The organism is Nonomuraea sp. NPDC049486 (genome assembly GCF_040676925.1).
GTDB lineage: Bacteria > Actinomycetota > Actinomycetes > Streptosporangiales > Streptosporangiaceae > Nonomuraea > Nonomuraea ferruginea.
In genome coordinates, this window is record NZ_JBFAPV010000007.1 from 186,071 (window position 1) to 201,154 (window position 15,084).

Here is a 15,084-nt window from a genome sequence, read left to right on the forward strand (position 1 = left end):
CCCGCCGTAGGCCCGGGTTCGGGACCGCGTCCGCTGACGGGGCCGCCCGCGTCAGGGAGGGGAATCGTTCGGCCGAAGCTCTCTGGGGTGCGGCGCGTCGATCTCAGCGGGTCTCACGGGGGGCAGCTCGCCCGAGCCGCGGGGGACGAGGCCGACCGGCAGCACCGGGTGCTCGGCGGGTCCGGTGTCGCCCGAGAGCCTGCGGAACAGCAGCTCGGCCGCCACCCGCCCCATGCGCGCCGGATCCTGCGCCACCACCGTCACGCCGAGCAGGTCCGACAGCTCGAAGTCGTCGAACCCGACCACCGCCGGCCCGCGCCGCCCCGCCAGCGCGCGCAGGGCGGTCACGGTGAGCCGCCCGTTGCCGGTGAACACCGCCGTCGGCGGCCGGTCCAGGGCCAGCATCCGGTCGAGCGCCGCCCGTACGGTGTCGAGCGCGGGGGCCCGCATGCACACCAGCCGCTCGTCGTAGAGGTGACCCAGCGCGGTCCGGAAGCCGTGCAGCCGCCGCGCGGCCGTGAAGATCGACGGCTCGTCGCCGAGGAACGCGATCCTGCTGTGCCCGTGCGCGACGAGGTGCCGGGTGGCCAGGGCCGCGCCGCCCGCGTTGTCGGCGAGCACCGTGTCGACGTCGATCCCCGGCCCCGGCGGCCGGTCCACGAACACGGCCGGGGTGCCCGCGTCGAGCTCGGGCCGCAGGTAGGAGTGGTCCTCGCCGGCGGGCACCACGATCAGCCCGTCGACCCGCCGCGCGCAGAACGTGAGCACCAGCTCCCGCTCGCGCTCCGGGTCCTCGCTGGACGACCCGCTGAGCAGCAGGCACCCGTGGGCGGCGGCCACCGACTCCACGGCCCGGCTCAGCCCGGCGTAGAAGGGGTCGGCGACGTCCTCGATGACCAGGCCGATGGTGGCGGTGCGGCCCCGGCGCAGCACGCGGGCGCTCTCGTTGCGGCTGTAGCCGAGCCGGTCGATGGCGGCGCGCACCCGGTCGGCGGTCGCCGGATGCACGCCGGGCTCGCCGTTGACCACGCGGGACACGGTCTTGAGCGCGACGCCCGCGGCCGAGGCGACGTCCTTCATCGTCGGTCTCACGTCTAGGATCCTTTCTCACCTCGCAGTGCCGGACAACGTTGTCAAAGCACTGTGCGACAGGAGGAACCCGATGTCGTTCAGATCCGCACTGCTCGTCGCCGGCATCGTGCTGGCCGGGCTGAACCTCCGGCCCGCCATCGCCGGGGTCTCGCCGCTCCTCGACGAGATCATGACCGACGTCGGGCTCAGCCCCGCAGGAGCCGGCGGCATCTCCACGGTCATGGTGATCTGCCTGGGCGTGTTCGGGCCGTTGGCGCCGCTGCTCGCCCGCCGCATCGGGCTGGACCGCACGCTCCTGGCCGGCCTGCTGCTGCTCGCGCTCGGGGTGGTGCTGCGGGTCCTCGACGGCGCCCCGGTCCTGTACGTGGGCTCGGCCGTCGCGGCGACGGCCATCGCCGTGATGAACGTGATCATGCCCGCCATCGTCAAGCAGCACTTCCCCCACCGGCTGAACCTGCTCACCGGCGTCTACTCCTCGGCCATCGTGGGCGGCGCGGCGGGCGCCTCGGCCCTGGTCATCCCGCTGGAGAACGCCACCGGTCACGACTGGCGCGGCGTGTCGGCGCTGATGGCCGTGCCGGCCCTGGCCGCCGCCCTGCTCTGGCTGCCGCAGGTGTTCGGCAGGCAGGTGCTCCCGCCGCAGGGGCCGCGGCCCATCCGGGCGGTCCTGCGCAGCCGGGTGACCTGGCAGGTGACGGCCTGGATGGGGCTGCAGTCGGCGACGTTCTACATCATGCTGACGTGGCTGCCGAAGATCTTCCTGGACGCCGGGCTGCCCGCCGACCAGGCCGGTTACCTGCTCGGGCTGACGACCCTGGTCCAGGTGGCCGCCACGCTGGGCGTGCCGGTCGTGGCCGGGCGGCGGGCGTCGCAGGTGCCGTACGTGATGGCGGCGGGTGTGCTGACCGGCCTCGGCTACCTGGGGGTGCTGGTGGCGCCGACGACGGTGCCGTGGCTGTGGATGATCGTGCTGGGCATCGGGCAGGGCGCGTCGTTCGCGCTGGCGCTGCTGATCATCGCGCTGCGCCCGGCCGACCCGGCGGCGGTGACGGCGCTGTCCGCGGTGGCGCAGTCGCTCGGGTACGTGATCGCGGCGCTCGGCCCGCTGCTGTTCGGGTATCTGGGGCAGGTGTCCGGTGGCTGGTCCGTGCCGCTGGCGGCCGGGCTGGGCGTGGTGGGCGCGCAGCTGGTCACCGGATGGTTCGCGGGACGCCCTGCTACCTTAGGCAAGGCTAACCTTTAGCGAAGGGGTTCGGGGTGCTGACCGAGGTGCTGGAACGCGTCGCCGCCGAGCGCGGCGGCGTGCTGGGCGTGGAGCCGGGCCTGGTCATCGAGCCCGACGAGAGCTGGACGGCCGTCGCCGGTCTGGTGCGGGAGCCGTACACGGTGCTGGGCGAGCTGGTCGACGAGACGGCGGCGCGCTGGAACGCGCCACGCCACGTCGGCGCGGCGCTGTTCTGGAAGACCTACGGCTACTGGCACACGCTGCCGATGGCGCTCGGCTGGGCGCTGGACGGGCGCGTGCCGATCATGAAGCTGGCCGACACGTACGTCAGGCGCTCCGACGCCGGGGTGACGATCGCGGCGAGCCGGGTGAGCTGGACGAAGGGCGCCGGCGCGATCCGGGAGGCGCTGGCGGAGTCGCAGCGGCCCCTGGTCAAGGCGATCGGCTCGATGGCCAGGGTGGGCGAGCGGACCTTGTGGGGCTCGACGGCCGAGGCGTTCGCGCACCCTCTGATCTCGATGGTGCCCGGCGACTACATGGACCTGCTCAGGCGCGTCGGCGAGCCGGTCGACGGCCTGATCGAGCCGTCCGGCGACGGATACTTCCGCCGTACCTGCTGCCTGTGGGTGACGCTGCCGGACGCCGAGCTGTGCGGGAGCTGCTGCGTGCTGAGGAAGCCCGCCGCCTGACCACGGACCTGGGGACGGCGGCTTGGACGGCGTCTGATCGCGGGGACGTGAAGTGCCTGAACGCGCGGCGTGACCGGGGCGTTACCATGCGGTCACCGGAATGTCGGTGGCGGCGTTTATCGTGGCGGGATGCCCCGCAAGCGAGCGACGATCCGGGAGGTGGCGCGCGCCACGGGCCTGTCCCAGGCCGCCGTCTCCTACGCGCTGCGCGGCGTGCAGGTCGCGCCCGAGACCGTCGAGCGGGTCCGCGCCGCCGCGGCCGAGCTCGGCTACGAGGCCGACCCGATCGCCCGCGCCCTGGCCAGCGGCCGCACCGGCATGATCGGGGTGCTCTGCGCCTCGCTGGAGGACCTCTGGCAGCAGTCGTTGGCCGTGGGCATCAGCAGGGGCCTGCGCGAACGCGACCGCTACGCGCTCATCCTCGACGCCGCCGGCGACCCGGCGCGCGAGCGGGCGCTCGCCGGCCAGCTGCGTGACCAGCGCGTCGACGGCCTCATCGTGCAGCCGCTCGACCCCGCCGCGCCGTTCTGGCCCGAGCTGTGCGCGTCGCTGCCGGTGGTCGCGGTCGGCGACTCGCTGCGCGGCACCGCCGCCGAGGTCGTCTTCGACAACCGGCGCGGCGTCACGCTCGCGCTGGAGCACCTGCGGGCGCTCGGCCACCGCCGCGTCGGCGTGCTCACCCCCACCCGGCCCAGCACCCCCGACCGCCCCGCCGACGTGCACGTCCTGGCCGAGGCCGAGCGGCTGGGCCTCGACATCGAGGTGGCGAGCGCCGCGCACGGCCCGATCGCCGCCACGCGGGCCGCCCGCGACCTGCTCGGCGGCGCCCGGCCGAGCGCCGTCTTCTGCTTCGCCGACTCCATCGCCTACGGCGTCTACGCCGCCGCCCGGGAGCTGGGGCTGTCGATCCCCGGCGACGTCTCGGTGATGGGCTACGACGACCACCCGATGTCCGGCCTGCTCACTCCCGAGCTGTCAACCGTCGACTGGAACATCGACGGCATCGTCGGCGCGGCCGTCCGCCTCATGACCGACGCGGCCGACGGCCAGGGCGAGCGCCGGCGCGTCGTCCAGCTGCCCACCCTGCGCGAGCGCGAGTCGGTGGCCGACCTCAGTCGTCGGGGATGAGCCAGCTGAGCAGCCAGGTCACCACGCTGATGATGATCGCGCCGAAGAACGCGTCGGGCCAGAAGGAGTCGACATGGAAGGGGATGCTCAGCTGGTCGGCCACCCAGCTGGTCAGCAGCAGCATGGCGGCGTTGATGACCAGCAGGAACAACCCGAGGGTGAGCACGATCAGCGCGCACCCGAGGCCTTTCACGATGGGTTTGACGATGGCGTTGATGAGGCCGAAGATCAGCGCGACGACGAGGAGCGTGCCCCAGTAGCTCGCCGAATACTCCGGCGCCGTCACGTCGATGCCGTCGAGGAACTGGACCGCCACCCAGAGCGCGACCGCGGCCGCGAGGGTTCTGATGATGAATCTCACGCTGCTTGATCCTCCCACTGCCGTCGCCATACGGATAGGCCGGAGCGGATCCCGATGCGTTACCGCCCCGCTCGCCCGGGAAAGGGGGAGGTTACCAGGGAGGAGCGAGATGGACGCCACCGGACTCGAAACGCTGTCGGACAGCGAGCTGCACGAACGCGCCGTGCGCTACGCCGTCCGCCATGGGGACCTCGGGTTCCTGTGGAACCTGCTCAAGGTGATCCCCGCGGCCGAGGCGGCCACCGGCCACGCGAGCGAGACGACGGCCGACCTCACCCGCGTCTCGGCGCTGCTGAGCGACGCGATGACCGCGGGCGAGGGCAACCTGGGGGCGGCGCTGCGCCCCGTCTACCTTGAGTATCTACGCGAGCATCCCGACGCCTAGCCGGCCAGCTAGCCGGCCAGCAGGGTGCCCGCCCCGCTGTAGGCGGCCAGGCCGGGGGTGCCGAACTCCTGGCCGTCACGGGTCACGATCAGGCTCTGGTACGGGCCCTCGCCCAGCTCGGTCCCGAAGCGCCTGGCGAGCACCGGTCCCATCGCGTACATGGCGGTGGCGTAGGCGTCCGCCACTCCCAGGTCGGGGCCGAGCACGGTGACGGACGACAGGGCCTCCTGCCGTTCGCCCGTACGGGGGTTCACGATCTCGGCGCGGCCGGAGGTCGCGACGGCCAGGTCGTGGGCGAACAGGACCCTGCGCACCACCCCGGTCTTCGGGTCGCGGACGCCGATCCGCCAGCGCTTGCCCGGCGAGGCCGAGCCGCGCACCCGGATGTCGCCGCCGGCGTCGATGAGGTGGTCCACCGCTCCCGACTGCGTCAGCGCCCGTGACAGCCGCTCCAGCGCCCAGCCTTTGATGTAGCCGGACGGGTCGACCCTGCCGTCGATCCGGGCCTCGAACCAGCCGTCGGTCGCTTTGCTCAGTTCGTCGCACCGGTGGAGCACCTCGACGAGCTCCGGCACCTGACGCAGGGTCTGCCCGCGGTTGAGGCGGAAGATCTGGCTGTCCTCGTCGTCCGGGTCGAACGTCTCTTCCACCCACCGCAGCCACCTGAACGCGTGGTCGAGCACGGGAGTGAGCTCCCGCGTCGGCAGGGCGGTACGGATGTCGACACTGACGTGTGTGCCCATGAAGTTCCCGACACGGGCCGTTCCGGGGAAAGTCGTCACCTTCGCCTCCTTGTCCCCAGTAACACTCTCATAACGTCCGTAATGTCGGGTTAAGGGTATGCCGCAGCTTTACCGGCCTTTTACCGTGTCCTGGCCGTCCGCACCTGGGCGCCGGGGACGGCCAGCCGGGAGAGCGCGCCGCGCACGTACCGCTGGAAGTGCCGGGGGCCGGCGAGGATCACCTCGCGCTCGACGATGTCCGGAACCTGCCTGCTCAGGCCGGAGGCGCTCAGCCGCTCCTTCGTCCGCGGGTCGTGCTCCGCGCCGACCACCAGCACCAGGCCGTACCGCTGGTGAAGGTCGAGCAGCTCGGCGTCGACCCGCTCGGTGCGGTAGACGGCGACGGTGTCCGCGCCCTTGCCGGCCAGCAGCCCCCGCAGCGCGCCGGGCTCCAGCCCGGTGGCGATGAGCACGGTGCCCTTCGTGTGCCGGCCGTGGACGCGTACCGCCATGACGGCCGCCACCGCGTACACGGCCAGAGCCGCGCCCGTGACCGGGGACGCGTGACCGAGCAGGTACGCGGCCGGCGCCGCACCCGCTCCCAGACAGAAGAGCAGGGAACCGAGGAATTTCCGCTCACTAGCCATGATTGAACGATGCGTCTCGAAGATGAGAAGCGTCTGAGTAAGGTCTAAAACATGGCTAACGTGCGGGTAGAGCGGACCGAGGACGGCGGATTCCTGGCGACCAATGCCAGGGGCGCCCAGGTGCGGATGGGTGGTGCGGAGGACGGCGTGTTCACGCCTGTCGAGTTGTTGCTCGCGGCGCTGGGCGGGTGTCACATCGTCACCGTCGAGCCGTTGACCGCCAAGCGCGGCCAGCGGCTGGTGCGCCTGGCCATGGAGGTCTCGGCCGACAAGGTCGAGCCGAACCGTCTGGGTCCCGTCACCGTCCGCTACGACGTCGAGCTGCCCTCGGAGGAGGCCGACGAGGTGTTCAGGGCGGTGGCGCACCGGGTGCACGAGAAGTACTGCACCGTCGGCCGCTCGCTCGAAGAGGGCACCGAGGTCCGTTTGGAGATCCCGTAGCCCTGATTAAACGGATATTCGACTGCGTTATGACGCGGTCGTTGCATAGGCCCCGGTAGCGTCGTAGACAGGTCGGAAGCATGGTGACCGGCCGAGAGACCTACACCGAAAAGCAGGCAGCGGAGGGGGACCGCTCGTCTGCAGCGCGGGACCGCCGGGGCTTTTGGGGGAAAGCCGACCGGCCCGGACCGCCACCGGACCGGGGTCGGGCAGATTTGGGGGAACTGCCCGGCCCCGGTCTCATACCCACCGGAGCCGGGCGGCAGACCGCCCGGCTCCGACTTTTTGATCTTTGCGTATCGTACGGTTCCGTGACGAAGATCCTCATTGACTGCGATCCCGGCATCGACGACGCCATGGCCCTGGCCCTCGCGGCCGGCGCGCCCGGTCTGGAGGTCGTCGCCGTCACCACCGTGGGCGGCAACGCCGACCTGGCCGTGACCACCAGGAACGCGCTGGCGCTGCGGGAGTTCCTGGACCTGGGCGACATCCCGGTCGCCCCGGGAAGCCCCGGCGCCCTCCTGCACCCCGTCGTCCGCGCCGATCACGTGCACGGACCCACCGGCCTCGGCGCCGCCGTGCTCCCCGAACCGGTGCGCGCCGCGGCGGACGGGCACGCGGTCGACGTCATCATCGACACCCTGCGCGCCGCCCCCGGCGAGGTCACCCTCGTCGCGATCGGCCCGCTCGCCAACATCGCGCTCGCCGTCCGCAAGGAGCCGCGCGTCGTGGAGTGGGCCCGCGACCTGGTCATCATGGGCGGCTCCGCCACGCGCGGCAACCACAACCCGGCCGCCGAGTTCAACATGCTCGCCGACCCGGAGGCCGCCGCCATCGTCTTCAGGTCCGGCTGGACGGTGAAGATGCTGGGCCTGGACGTGACGCTCACCGCCATCGTCACCTCCGCGGTGCTCGACCGCATGCGGCCGCTCGGCCGTCTGGCCGAGTTCCTGATCCCCGCCGCCACCTCCTACGGCGTGGTCACCGCCGACGGCGGCCCCACCATCCACGACGCGTGCGCGGTGGCGTACGTGCTGGACCCGGCCCTGGTCACGATGACGCCGGCCGTGGTCGACGTGGAGACCAGGGGCGAGCACACCCGGGGCATGACCGTCGTGGACTTCCGGCCGGCGGACCGTGACCCCAACGCGCTCGTCGGCACCCACCTGGACGTGGACCGCTTCTGGGACACGATGCTGGACGCGTACGGCAGGCTGGCGGAGCGTCTGGGCTGACGCGCGCGTGGTGCGGGGAGTGTTCGGCGGCTGATACAGTTACACGTGTTGCGGGCGCCGCTAGCTCAGTTGGTCAGAGCAGCTGACTCTTAATCAGCGGGTCCGGGGTTCGAGTCCCTGGCGGCGCACCATCAAGAAACCCCGATTCGGTTCAGCCGGATCGGGGTTGTTTCATGTCCGGACCGGTTTCCGCGACGAGTCATCCTCCGCCCACCTCAGCCCGCGACAGGGCAGGAGTGAGTCTTTGCCTGTGAGCTGTCGAGGGTTGAGGGCATGGGGGGAAGAGGCCAACGGAGGAGAGGAACGGTGACATGACAGATGTTTCCGGACAGGGGTCCGGCACCGGTGACCAGCGGCAGATTCTGACGAACCGGCAAGGCCACCCCGTATACGACAACCAGAACCAGCGCACGGTCGGCGCCAGAGGCCCCGCGACGCTGGAGAACTACCAGTTCCTGGAGAAGATCAGCCACTTCGACCGGGAGCGCATCCCGGAGCGGGTGGTGCACGCCCGCGGCGCGACCGCGTTCGGCTTCTTCGAAGCGTACGGGAAGATCGGCGACGAGCCGATCAGCCGCTACACCCGCGCGAAGCTGTTCCAGGAGGCGGGCAAGCGGACCGACGTGGCGCTGCGGTTCTCCACGGTCATCGGCGGCCGGGACTCGGCGGAGACGGCCCGCGACCCTCGGGGGTTCGCGGTCAAGTTCTACACCGAGGACGGCAACTGGGACCTGGTCGGCAACAACCTGGCCGTGTTCTTCATCCGGGACGCGATCAAGTTCCCCGACGTGATCCACTCGCTCAAGCCCGACCCGGTGACGTTCCGGCAGGAGCCGAACCGGATCTTCGACTTCATGTCGCAGACGCCCGAGTGCCTGCACATGCTGGTCAACCTGTTCAGCCCGCGCGGCATCCCGTCCGACTACCGCCACATGCAGGGGTTCGGCGTCAACACCTACAAGTGGGTCAACCAGCAGGGCGAGACCGTGCTGGTCAAGTACCACTGGATGCCCAAGCAGGGCGTGCGCAGCATGACCGAGCTGGACGCCGCCGTCGTCCAGGCCCAGGACCTGGGGCACGCGACCCGTGACCTGCACGAGGCGATCGACCGGGGCGACTACCCCGAGTGGGAGCTGCTCGTGCAGATGATGAGCGACGACGAGCACCCCGAGCTCGACTTCGACCCGCTCGACGACACCAAGGTGTGGCCGGAGAACGAGTTCCCGGCCAGGCCGGTCGGGCGGCTGGTGCTCAACCGCAACGTGTCGAACAACTTCGCCGAGAACGAGCAGATCTCCTTCGGCACCGGCGTGCTGGTCGACGGCCTGGACTTCTCCGACGACAAGATGCTCGTCGGCCGGACGTTCTCGTACAGCGACACCCAGCGCTACCGGGTCGGCCCGAACTACCTGCAGCTCCCGGTCAACCAGGCGAAGAACGCGGAGATCCGGACGAACCAGCGCGACGGTCAGATGACGTACTTCGTCGACACCGCCAGCGAGTCGCCGCACATCAACTACGAGCCGTCGCTGATCGACGGGCTGCGCGAGGCCGAGTACCCGACCGTGGACGAGGAGGGGCCGGTCATCTCCGGGCGGCTGACCCGCAAGCGCATCCCGAGGACCAACGACTACGCCCAGGCGGGGCAGCGTTACCTGCTCATGGAGGAATGGGAACGCGACGACCTGGTGGCCAACTTCACGGCGAACCTCAGGCAGTGCGACCGGCGCATCGCCGAGCGCATGGTCTGGCACTTCCTCATGGCCGAGGACGAGCTTGGACTGCGCGTCGGCGAAGGGCTCGGCATCACGCCCGACGACGTGGCGCACCTGGAGCCGCTCGCGACCCAGGACCTCACCAAGGAGGAGCGGGAGCGCATGGCGAACCTCGGCAGGAACGGGCCGCGCGACGTGCAGGGCCTGAAGATGACGCACTGCGTGCCGAACGAGCGCGCCGCGCGCGCCGAGCAGTAGTCCCGGACAGTCCCGGAAGTCACCCCAGGCGGCGGAGCAGGGCCTGCTTCGCCGCACTGAACTCCTCGTCCGTCAGCACGCCTTGGCGGTGCAGCTCGCCGAGCTCGGACAACTGGCCCAGGATCGTCTGCGTCTCCGCCGTCGTGCTCGGCGGCGGGGGCAGCTCGGCGGGCCCGCGCGGGATGCGGGCCAGGACGGCCGCCGCGACCAGGCAGGTCGTCCCGCCGAACCGCTGCACCCCCCACGACAGGCAGCGCGGGTCCTTCTGCGGCGGCTTGAGCGGGCCCTCGTCCTTAGGGTGGAAACGCAGGACGCCGTAGCCCATGCCGCTCTGCGGCTTCCACTCCACGCCGGTCAGGTCGGCCACCGCGAACTCCTGCGGGCCCGCCTCGTCCTTGGCCGTCGAGGCGAAACCGGTCCACTCGACGCGCACGCGCTCGCCGTCGAAGCTCACCGTGCCGTCGCCCGCGGTCGCCGTGATCGGCACCTCCGGGCCGGGCAGCACGAAGTCCTCGCACGGCCCCGCCGCCGTCTGCCACACCGCGAGGCTGTCGCGGATCTCGTCGGCGAAGTACTCGGCCGCGCCGGTGCGGTCCTTCGGGATCTGCAATCGGTACGGGTCGGCGGGCGCGGTGAGCGAGCCCGCCACCGCGTCGGTCAGCGGGTCGGCCCCCTTGCGCAGCCGCAGCCTGAGATGGCCGCCCTTGCGCGCGGGCTCGAACGTGGCCCCCGCGATCGCCTCCAGCGGGATGACCAGCTCTCCGAGCGCCTTGCGGATCTCGTGCACGTCGCGCCCGCTGCCCGGCACGATCCGCAGCGTCTCGCCGTCGAAGGTCCACACGCCGTCGGCAAGCGCGATCTCAGCCATGCGTTCCAGCCTAGTGGCAAGGAAACAATCCGGTAACGGCATTTGACCTGCCAAAACCGGACAAACTAACCTCCTCCATATTCTATAGAAAGTAGAATGTGGAGGACGTGGATGGACGGGCTGGCACGTGCGGCGATCGTCACCGACGTCACTGGACCAGTGGAGGTGCGCGAGTACGCCCTGCCGCGGCCCGGCCCGGGAGAGTTCGTGCTCCAGGTCGAGCTCTGCGGGATGTGCGGCACCGACGCGCACATCTACCGCGGCAGGCTGGCCAGCGTGCGCTTCCCCGCTCTGCTCGGGCACGAGATCGTCGGCCGGCTGGCCGCCCTCGGCGAAGGCGTCGAGACGGACCACGCGGGCAGGCCGGTGGCCGTCGGCGACCAGGTCGGCGTCTTCCCGTCGCTGAGCTGCGGCCGGTGCTTCGAATGCCAGGTGCGGCACAGGCCGGCCAACTGCCCGGACCGCCGTCCCTCGTACGGGTTCGCCTCGCCCGCCGACCGTCCCCCGCACCTGACCGGCGGCTTCGCCACCCATCTGTACGCCTCGAACGCGGGCACGGTGTTCTACCGGACCGACCTGCCCGCCGAGGTCGCCGTGCTGCAGGAGCCCATGTCCGTGGCCCTGCACGGCGTGGAGCGCTCCGCGATCCGGATCGGCTCCACCGTCGTGGTCCAGGGCGTCGGCGCGATCGGTCTGATGGCCGTGGCCGCCGCCCGCGCCGCCGGCGCCGCCCGCGTGGTCGCCGTCGGCGGGCCCCGCGCCCGGCTGGACCTGGCCGCAGGACTGGGCGCCGACGCGGTGGTCGGCCTCGGCCAGAGCCCGGAGGAGCGCAGGCGGGCGGTCTTCGACGCGCTCGGACGCCAGGGCGCCGACGCCGTCATCGGCACGGCCGGCTCGCCCGAGTCGTTCGCCGAGGCGCTCGGCCTCGTCGCCGACGGCGGTGTGCTGGCCGAGCTCGGCAACTTCACCGACCGCGGCGCCATCCCCTTCAACCCCTACAGCGACCTGCTGAGGCGGGACATCACGATCGCCGGCGTGTACGGCGCCGGTCCCGACATGCAGCGCCGCTACCACCAGGCGCTGACGCTCCTGGAGCGCGGCGGCAGGCCGTACGAGCGCGTGGTGAGCCACCGCGTGCCGCTGGCCAGAGTCCGCGAGGCACTGGAAGCACTCGGCGGCGGCTACGCCCTCGACGGCAGGGACGTCGTGAAGCTCGCGATCGATCCGGTCGCCTGAACCCCCTTTCCCCCAAGGAGAAGTGTTGAGAAGCATTCGGCTCGTCGCGGCCACGGCCGTGCTCGGCCTGGCCGTCGCGGCCTGCGGTTCGTCGGCGGAGGAAGTCCCGGCCGACGGCGGCGGTCTCGGCACCGCGGAGAACCCGGTGTCGATCCGCGTCATCGCCAACGACGCGTTCGCCAAGCAGTGGCAGGACGGCCTCGTGCCCGAGTTCAACAAGAAGTACCCGAACATCAAGGTCACGATCGACGGCGTCCCGTACAACGACCAGCTCGCCAAGACGATGCTGGAGCTGACCGGCGCGAACGCCACCTACGACGCGGTGCTCGCCGACGACAACTGGCTGCCGCAGCTCGCCAAGACCGGCGCCCTGCACGACCTCAAGGGCACCGAGCTGGCGCAGTGGAACGATCCCGGGTACGACTGGGACGACATCCACCCGGCGCCGCTGGCGGCGGGGGAGTGGGAGGGCAAGCAGTACGCGGTGCCGGTCCGCTCCAACCTGCTGCTGATGTTCTACAACAAGACGCTCTACAAGAAGGCCGGGGTCGCCGAGCCGACCGCCGAGACCACCTGGGAGCAGTACTTCAAGGACGCCGAGAAGCTCGTCCAGGACACCGACGGCGACGGCCAGACCGACTCGTGGGCGGCGGCCACGTACTTCACCAAGGACCCGCTGACCCCCACGGTGTGGCAGACCGTGCTCGACTCCGACGGCGGTCAGCTGCTCGACGAGAACATGCGGGTCGCGTTCGACAACGAGGCGGGGGTCAAGGCTCTGCAGACGCAGGTTGACCTGCTCAAGTACGCGCCTCCCGGGGCGAGCACCTACCAGTTCAACGAGCCGCTGGAGGCGTTCCGCCAGGGCAAGGCGGCCACCATGTTCATGTGGGGCAGCGTCTTCAAGGGCACGGCCGTGGACAAGGAGACCACCACCCTGACCCCCGACGAGGTCGGCATCACCACGCTGCCCGCCGGGACCGCCGCGCCGGGCGCGCACCGCGGCATCTGGACGGCGGGCATCTCCAAGAAGTCCCAGCACCCGGCCGCCGCCTGGACGTGGCTGCAGTGGGTCACCTCCAAGCAGGGCGAGCAGTTCACCGCCAAGGAGTTCGGCACGTTCCCCGCGCGGGTCTCCACGCTCGACGGCGAGCCGCCGGCCGACTGGGCCGAGCCGGTCTACAAGGCGCTCAAGGAGGGCTACGAGGTCGTCACCAAGGGCGAGATGTGGCGTCCGAGGCTGCCCGAGTCCGACGCCGTCCAGCAGATCCTGGCACTGCACACCAGCCAGGCCGTGTCCGGCCAGTCGACCGCCCAGCAGGCGATCGAGGCGGCCGCCAGTGAGATCACGGCACTGCTGAAGTCCAAGGGCTACGGGCAGTGAGACGCGTTCGCCTGGGAGAGCCGGGCACCGCCTGGCTCTTCCTGGCACCCGCTCTGATCCTGCTCGCGGGCATGCTGCTCTACCCGATCTTCTACACCCTCTGGGTGAGCCTGTCCGACTTCGACCTCGCCACCTTCCAGCCCGCCGGGTGGGTCGGCTGGCGCAACTACGAGGCCGTGCTGAACGACCCCGGTTTCCTGGAGTCGCTCCGGGTCACCGCGGTCTACCTGGTGATCGCGCTGCCGCTGCAGATGGTGCTCGGGTTCGCCATCGCGTTCCTGCTCAACGTCGCCTGGCGGGGGCGGGGCGTGCTGCGCGCGCTGTTCCTCATCCCGATGGTGGTGGCGCCGGTGGTCGCGGGCGGCGTCTGGCGGATGCTGCTCGACCCTCTCTGGGGCGTCGTCAACTACGCGCTCGGCCTGGTCGGGATCGGCCCGGTCGAGTGGATCGGCGACCCGACGCTGGCCATGGCGAGCCTGATCATCATCGACACGTGGCGCTGGACGCCGTTCGTGGTGCTCATCGCCGCGGCCGGGATCATGGCGCTGCCGGGTGACGTGTACGAGGCGGCCAAGTCCGACGGCGCGGGCCGGTGGGCCACGCTGCGGCACATCACGCTGCCGCTGCTGGTGCCGGTGATGGCCGCCGCGTTCGTGGTGCGCTGGCTGGGCGCGGTCAAGATGTTCGACATCGCGCTGGCCGCCACCAAGGGCGGGCCCGGCAACGCGACCAACGTGGTCAACCTCTACATCTACGAGAAGGGGTTCCGGAGCCTGGAGTTCGGCACGGCCTCCTCGATGGCCACGATCGTGCTGGTCCTGACGATGATCATCACCTATGTCCTGTTCAACGTGACCCGGCGTCTGGAGAACCGATGGTGAGGAGGTACGCGGCCATCACCGGGGCGATCCTGGTCACGCTGCTCTTCCTGTTTCCCGTCCTCTACATGGTCAGCATCTCCTTCAAGCTGCCCAAGGACATCTTCACGGTGCCGCCGAGGTGGCTGAGCGAGTTCACGCTCGACAACTACGTCAGCTACTTCCACCAGGCGCGCATCATGCCCCGGATGGTCAACACGGTCATCGTGGCGGTGGGCGCGTCGGTCATCTCCATGGTCGCCGGATCCATGGCGGGCTACGCGCTGTCGCGGATGCGCATGCGCGGCGCGGGCGTCGTGGGCGGGCTCATCCTGGCCTCCCGCGCGGTGCCGCCGATCGCGCTGGTCGTCCCGCTGTTCCTGGTGGCCAGGAAGCTCGGGCTGACCGACCAGTACATCACGGTGATCCTCGCGTACGTGACCTTCCTCGTGCCGTACGTGGTCTGGCTGATGCGGGCGTTCTTCCGCGGCCTGCCGAAGGAACTGGAGGAGGCCGCGATGATCGACGGGTGCACCCGCTTCGGCGCGTTCTTCCGGATCATCGTGCCGACGAGCCTGACCGGGCTGGTCTCGACGCTGATCTTCTGCATCATCCTGGCCTGGGAGGAGCTGCTGTTCGCGCTCATCCTCACCAATGACAAGGCGGTCACCATCCCGGTGGCGATCGCCGGCATGGCGGCCGACACCGAGAAGGGCGGCATGTGGGGGCCGCTGGCCGCGGTCGGGGTGCTGACCGTGCTGCCCGTGGTGGTCTTCGCGCTGCTCGTGCAGAAGTACCTGATCAAGGGCCTCGCGGACGGCGCGACCAAGGGGTGATGGGC

The 15,084-nt window shown here is 70.8% G+C and carries 16 protein-coding genes and 1 tRNA gene; 12 read left to right on the top strand and 5 right to left on the bottom strand.

The window, feature by feature from the left end:
• Positions 1-51 precede the first annotated feature (51 nt).
• Positions 52-1,080, bottom strand: a complete 1,029-nt coding sequence (locus AB0K05_RS21760) for a LacI family DNA-binding transcriptional regulator (RefSeq protein ID WP_364231463.1) — start codon at positions 1,078-1,080, stop codon at positions 52-54.
• Between the two features lie 82 nt (positions 1,081-1,162).
• Between AB0K05_RS21760 and AB0K05_RS21765 the strand changes: the two genes are divergently transcribed.
• The 3 genes from AB0K05_RS21765 to AB0K05_RS21775 all read left to right on the top strand — a co-directional run bounded on the left by AB0K05_RS21765 (position 1,163) and on the right by AB0K05_RS21775 (position 4,134).
• Complete coding sequence (locus AB0K05_RS21765; RefSeq protein ID WP_364231102.1) at positions 1,163-2,335, top strand: MFS transporter; 1,173 nt, start codon at positions 1,163-1,165, stop codon at positions 2,333-2,335.
• 14 nt (positions 2,336-2,349) lie between these two features.
• Positions 2,350-3,006 carry a (2Fe-2S)-binding protein gene (locus AB0K05_RS21770; RefSeq protein WP_364231105.1) on the top strand — a complete coding sequence of 219 codons (657 nt, stop codon included), beginning with the start codon at positions 2,350-2,352 and terminating at the stop codon, positions 3,004-3,006.
• 129 nt (positions 3,007-3,135) lie between these two features.
• Complete coding sequence (locus tag AB0K05_RS21775; protein ID WP_148029557.1) at positions 3,136-4,134, top strand: LacI family DNA-binding transcriptional regulator; 999 nt, start codon at positions 3,136-3,138, stop codon at positions 4,132-4,134.
• Here AB0K05_RS21775 and AB0K05_RS21780 read toward each other — a convergent pair.
• Complete coding sequence (locus AB0K05_RS21780; RefSeq protein ID WP_364231108.1) at positions 4,118-4,495, bottom strand: phage holin family protein; 378 nt, start codon at positions 4,493-4,495, stop codon at positions 4,118-4,120. The genes AB0K05_RS21775 and AB0K05_RS21780 overlap by 17 nt on opposite strands.
• 109 nt (positions 4,496-4,604) lie before the next feature.
• Here AB0K05_RS21780 and AB0K05_RS21785 point away from each other — a divergent pair, with 109 nt between their 5' ends.
• Entirely contained in the window at positions 4,605-4,880 is a 276-nt protein-coding gene (locus AB0K05_RS21785; RefSeq protein ID WP_148029559.1) for a hypothetical protein, read from the top strand.
• A gap of 8 nt (positions 4,881-4,888) precedes the next feature.
• On the opposite strand, the gene AB0K05_RS21790 is transcribed toward AB0K05_RS21785, so the two are convergent.
• A complete protein-coding gene (locus AB0K05_RS21790) occupies positions 4,889-5,662 on the bottom strand; it encodes an FAD:protein FMN transferase (protein ID WP_364231111.1) in 774 nt (257 codons plus the stop codon).
• A gap of 80 nt (positions 5,663-5,742) precedes the next feature.
• On the bottom strand, positions 5,743-6,249 hold the full coding sequence (locus tag AB0K05_RS21795) for a hypothetical protein (RefSeq protein ID WP_148029561.1): 507 nt from the start codon (positions 6,247-6,249) through the stop codon (positions 5,743-5,745).
• 51 nt (positions 6,250-6,300) lie between these two features.
• Between AB0K05_RS21795 and AB0K05_RS21800 the strand changes: the two genes are divergently transcribed.
• From AB0K05_RS21800 to AB0K05_RS21815, 4 genes are all read left to right on the top strand, one after another.
• Positions 6,301-6,690, top strand: coding sequence for an OsmC family protein (locus AB0K05_RS21800; protein WP_148029562.1), 390 nt, complete (start codon positions 6,301-6,303; stop codon positions 6,688-6,690).
• Between the two features lie 311 nt (positions 6,691-7,001).
• Positions 7,002-7,925, top strand: coding sequence for a nucleoside hydrolase (locus AB0K05_RS21805; protein ID WP_364231115.1), 924 nt, complete (start codon positions 7,002-7,004; stop codon positions 7,923-7,925).
• Positions 7,926-7,979: 54 nt separating this feature from the next.
• Positions 7,980-8,056 (top strand) — tRNA-Lys (locus AB0K05_RS21810).
• Positions 8,057-8,236: 180 nt separating this feature from the next.
• Positions 8,237-9,898 carry a catalase gene (locus AB0K05_RS21815; RefSeq protein WP_364231118.1) on the top strand — a complete coding sequence of 554 codons (1,662 nt, stop codon included), beginning with the start codon at positions 8,237-8,239 and terminating at the stop codon, positions 9,896-9,898.
• A gap of 19 nt (positions 9,899-9,917) precedes the next feature.
• On the opposite strand, the gene AB0K05_RS21820 is transcribed toward AB0K05_RS21815, so the two are convergent.
• A complete protein-coding gene (locus AB0K05_RS21820) occupies positions 9,918-10,766 on the bottom strand; it encodes a DUF4429 domain-containing protein (protein WP_364231121.1) in 849 nt (282 codons plus the stop codon).
• Positions 10,767-10,877: 111 nt separating this feature from the next.
• On the opposite strand from AB0K05_RS21820, the gene AB0K05_RS21825 reads away from it, so the two are divergent.
• The 4 genes from AB0K05_RS21825 to AB0K05_RS21840 are packed head-to-tail and all read left to right on the top strand — an operon-like array spanning position 10,878 to position 15,079.
• Positions 10,878-12,002 carry a zinc-binding dehydrogenase gene (locus tag AB0K05_RS21825; protein WP_364231123.1) on the top strand — a complete coding sequence of 375 codons (1,125 nt, stop codon included), beginning with the start codon at positions 10,878-10,880 and terminating at the stop codon, positions 12,000-12,002.
• Positions 12,003-12,024: 22 nt separating this feature from the next.
• Positions 12,025-13,386 (top strand): sugar ABC transporter substrate-binding protein, encoded by a 1,362-nt coding sequence (locus tag AB0K05_RS21830; protein ID WP_364231126.1) that lies wholly within the window; start codon positions 12,025-12,027, stop codon positions 13,384-13,386.
• Positions 13,383-14,267 (top strand): sugar ABC transporter permease, encoded by an 885-nt coding sequence (locus AB0K05_RS21835; protein ID WP_364231128.1) that lies wholly within the window; start codon positions 13,383-13,385, stop codon positions 14,265-14,267. The genes AB0K05_RS21830 and AB0K05_RS21835 overlap by 4 nt, the downstream gene beginning before the upstream one ends.
• Complete coding sequence (locus tag AB0K05_RS21840; protein ID WP_148029568.1) at positions 14,261-15,079, top strand: carbohydrate ABC transporter permease; 819 nt, start codon at positions 14,261-14,263, stop codon at positions 15,077-15,079. Before AB0K05_RS21835 ends, AB0K05_RS21840 begins: the two co-directional genes overlap by 7 nt.
• The last annotated feature ends 5 nt before the right edge of the window (positions 15,080-15,084 follow it).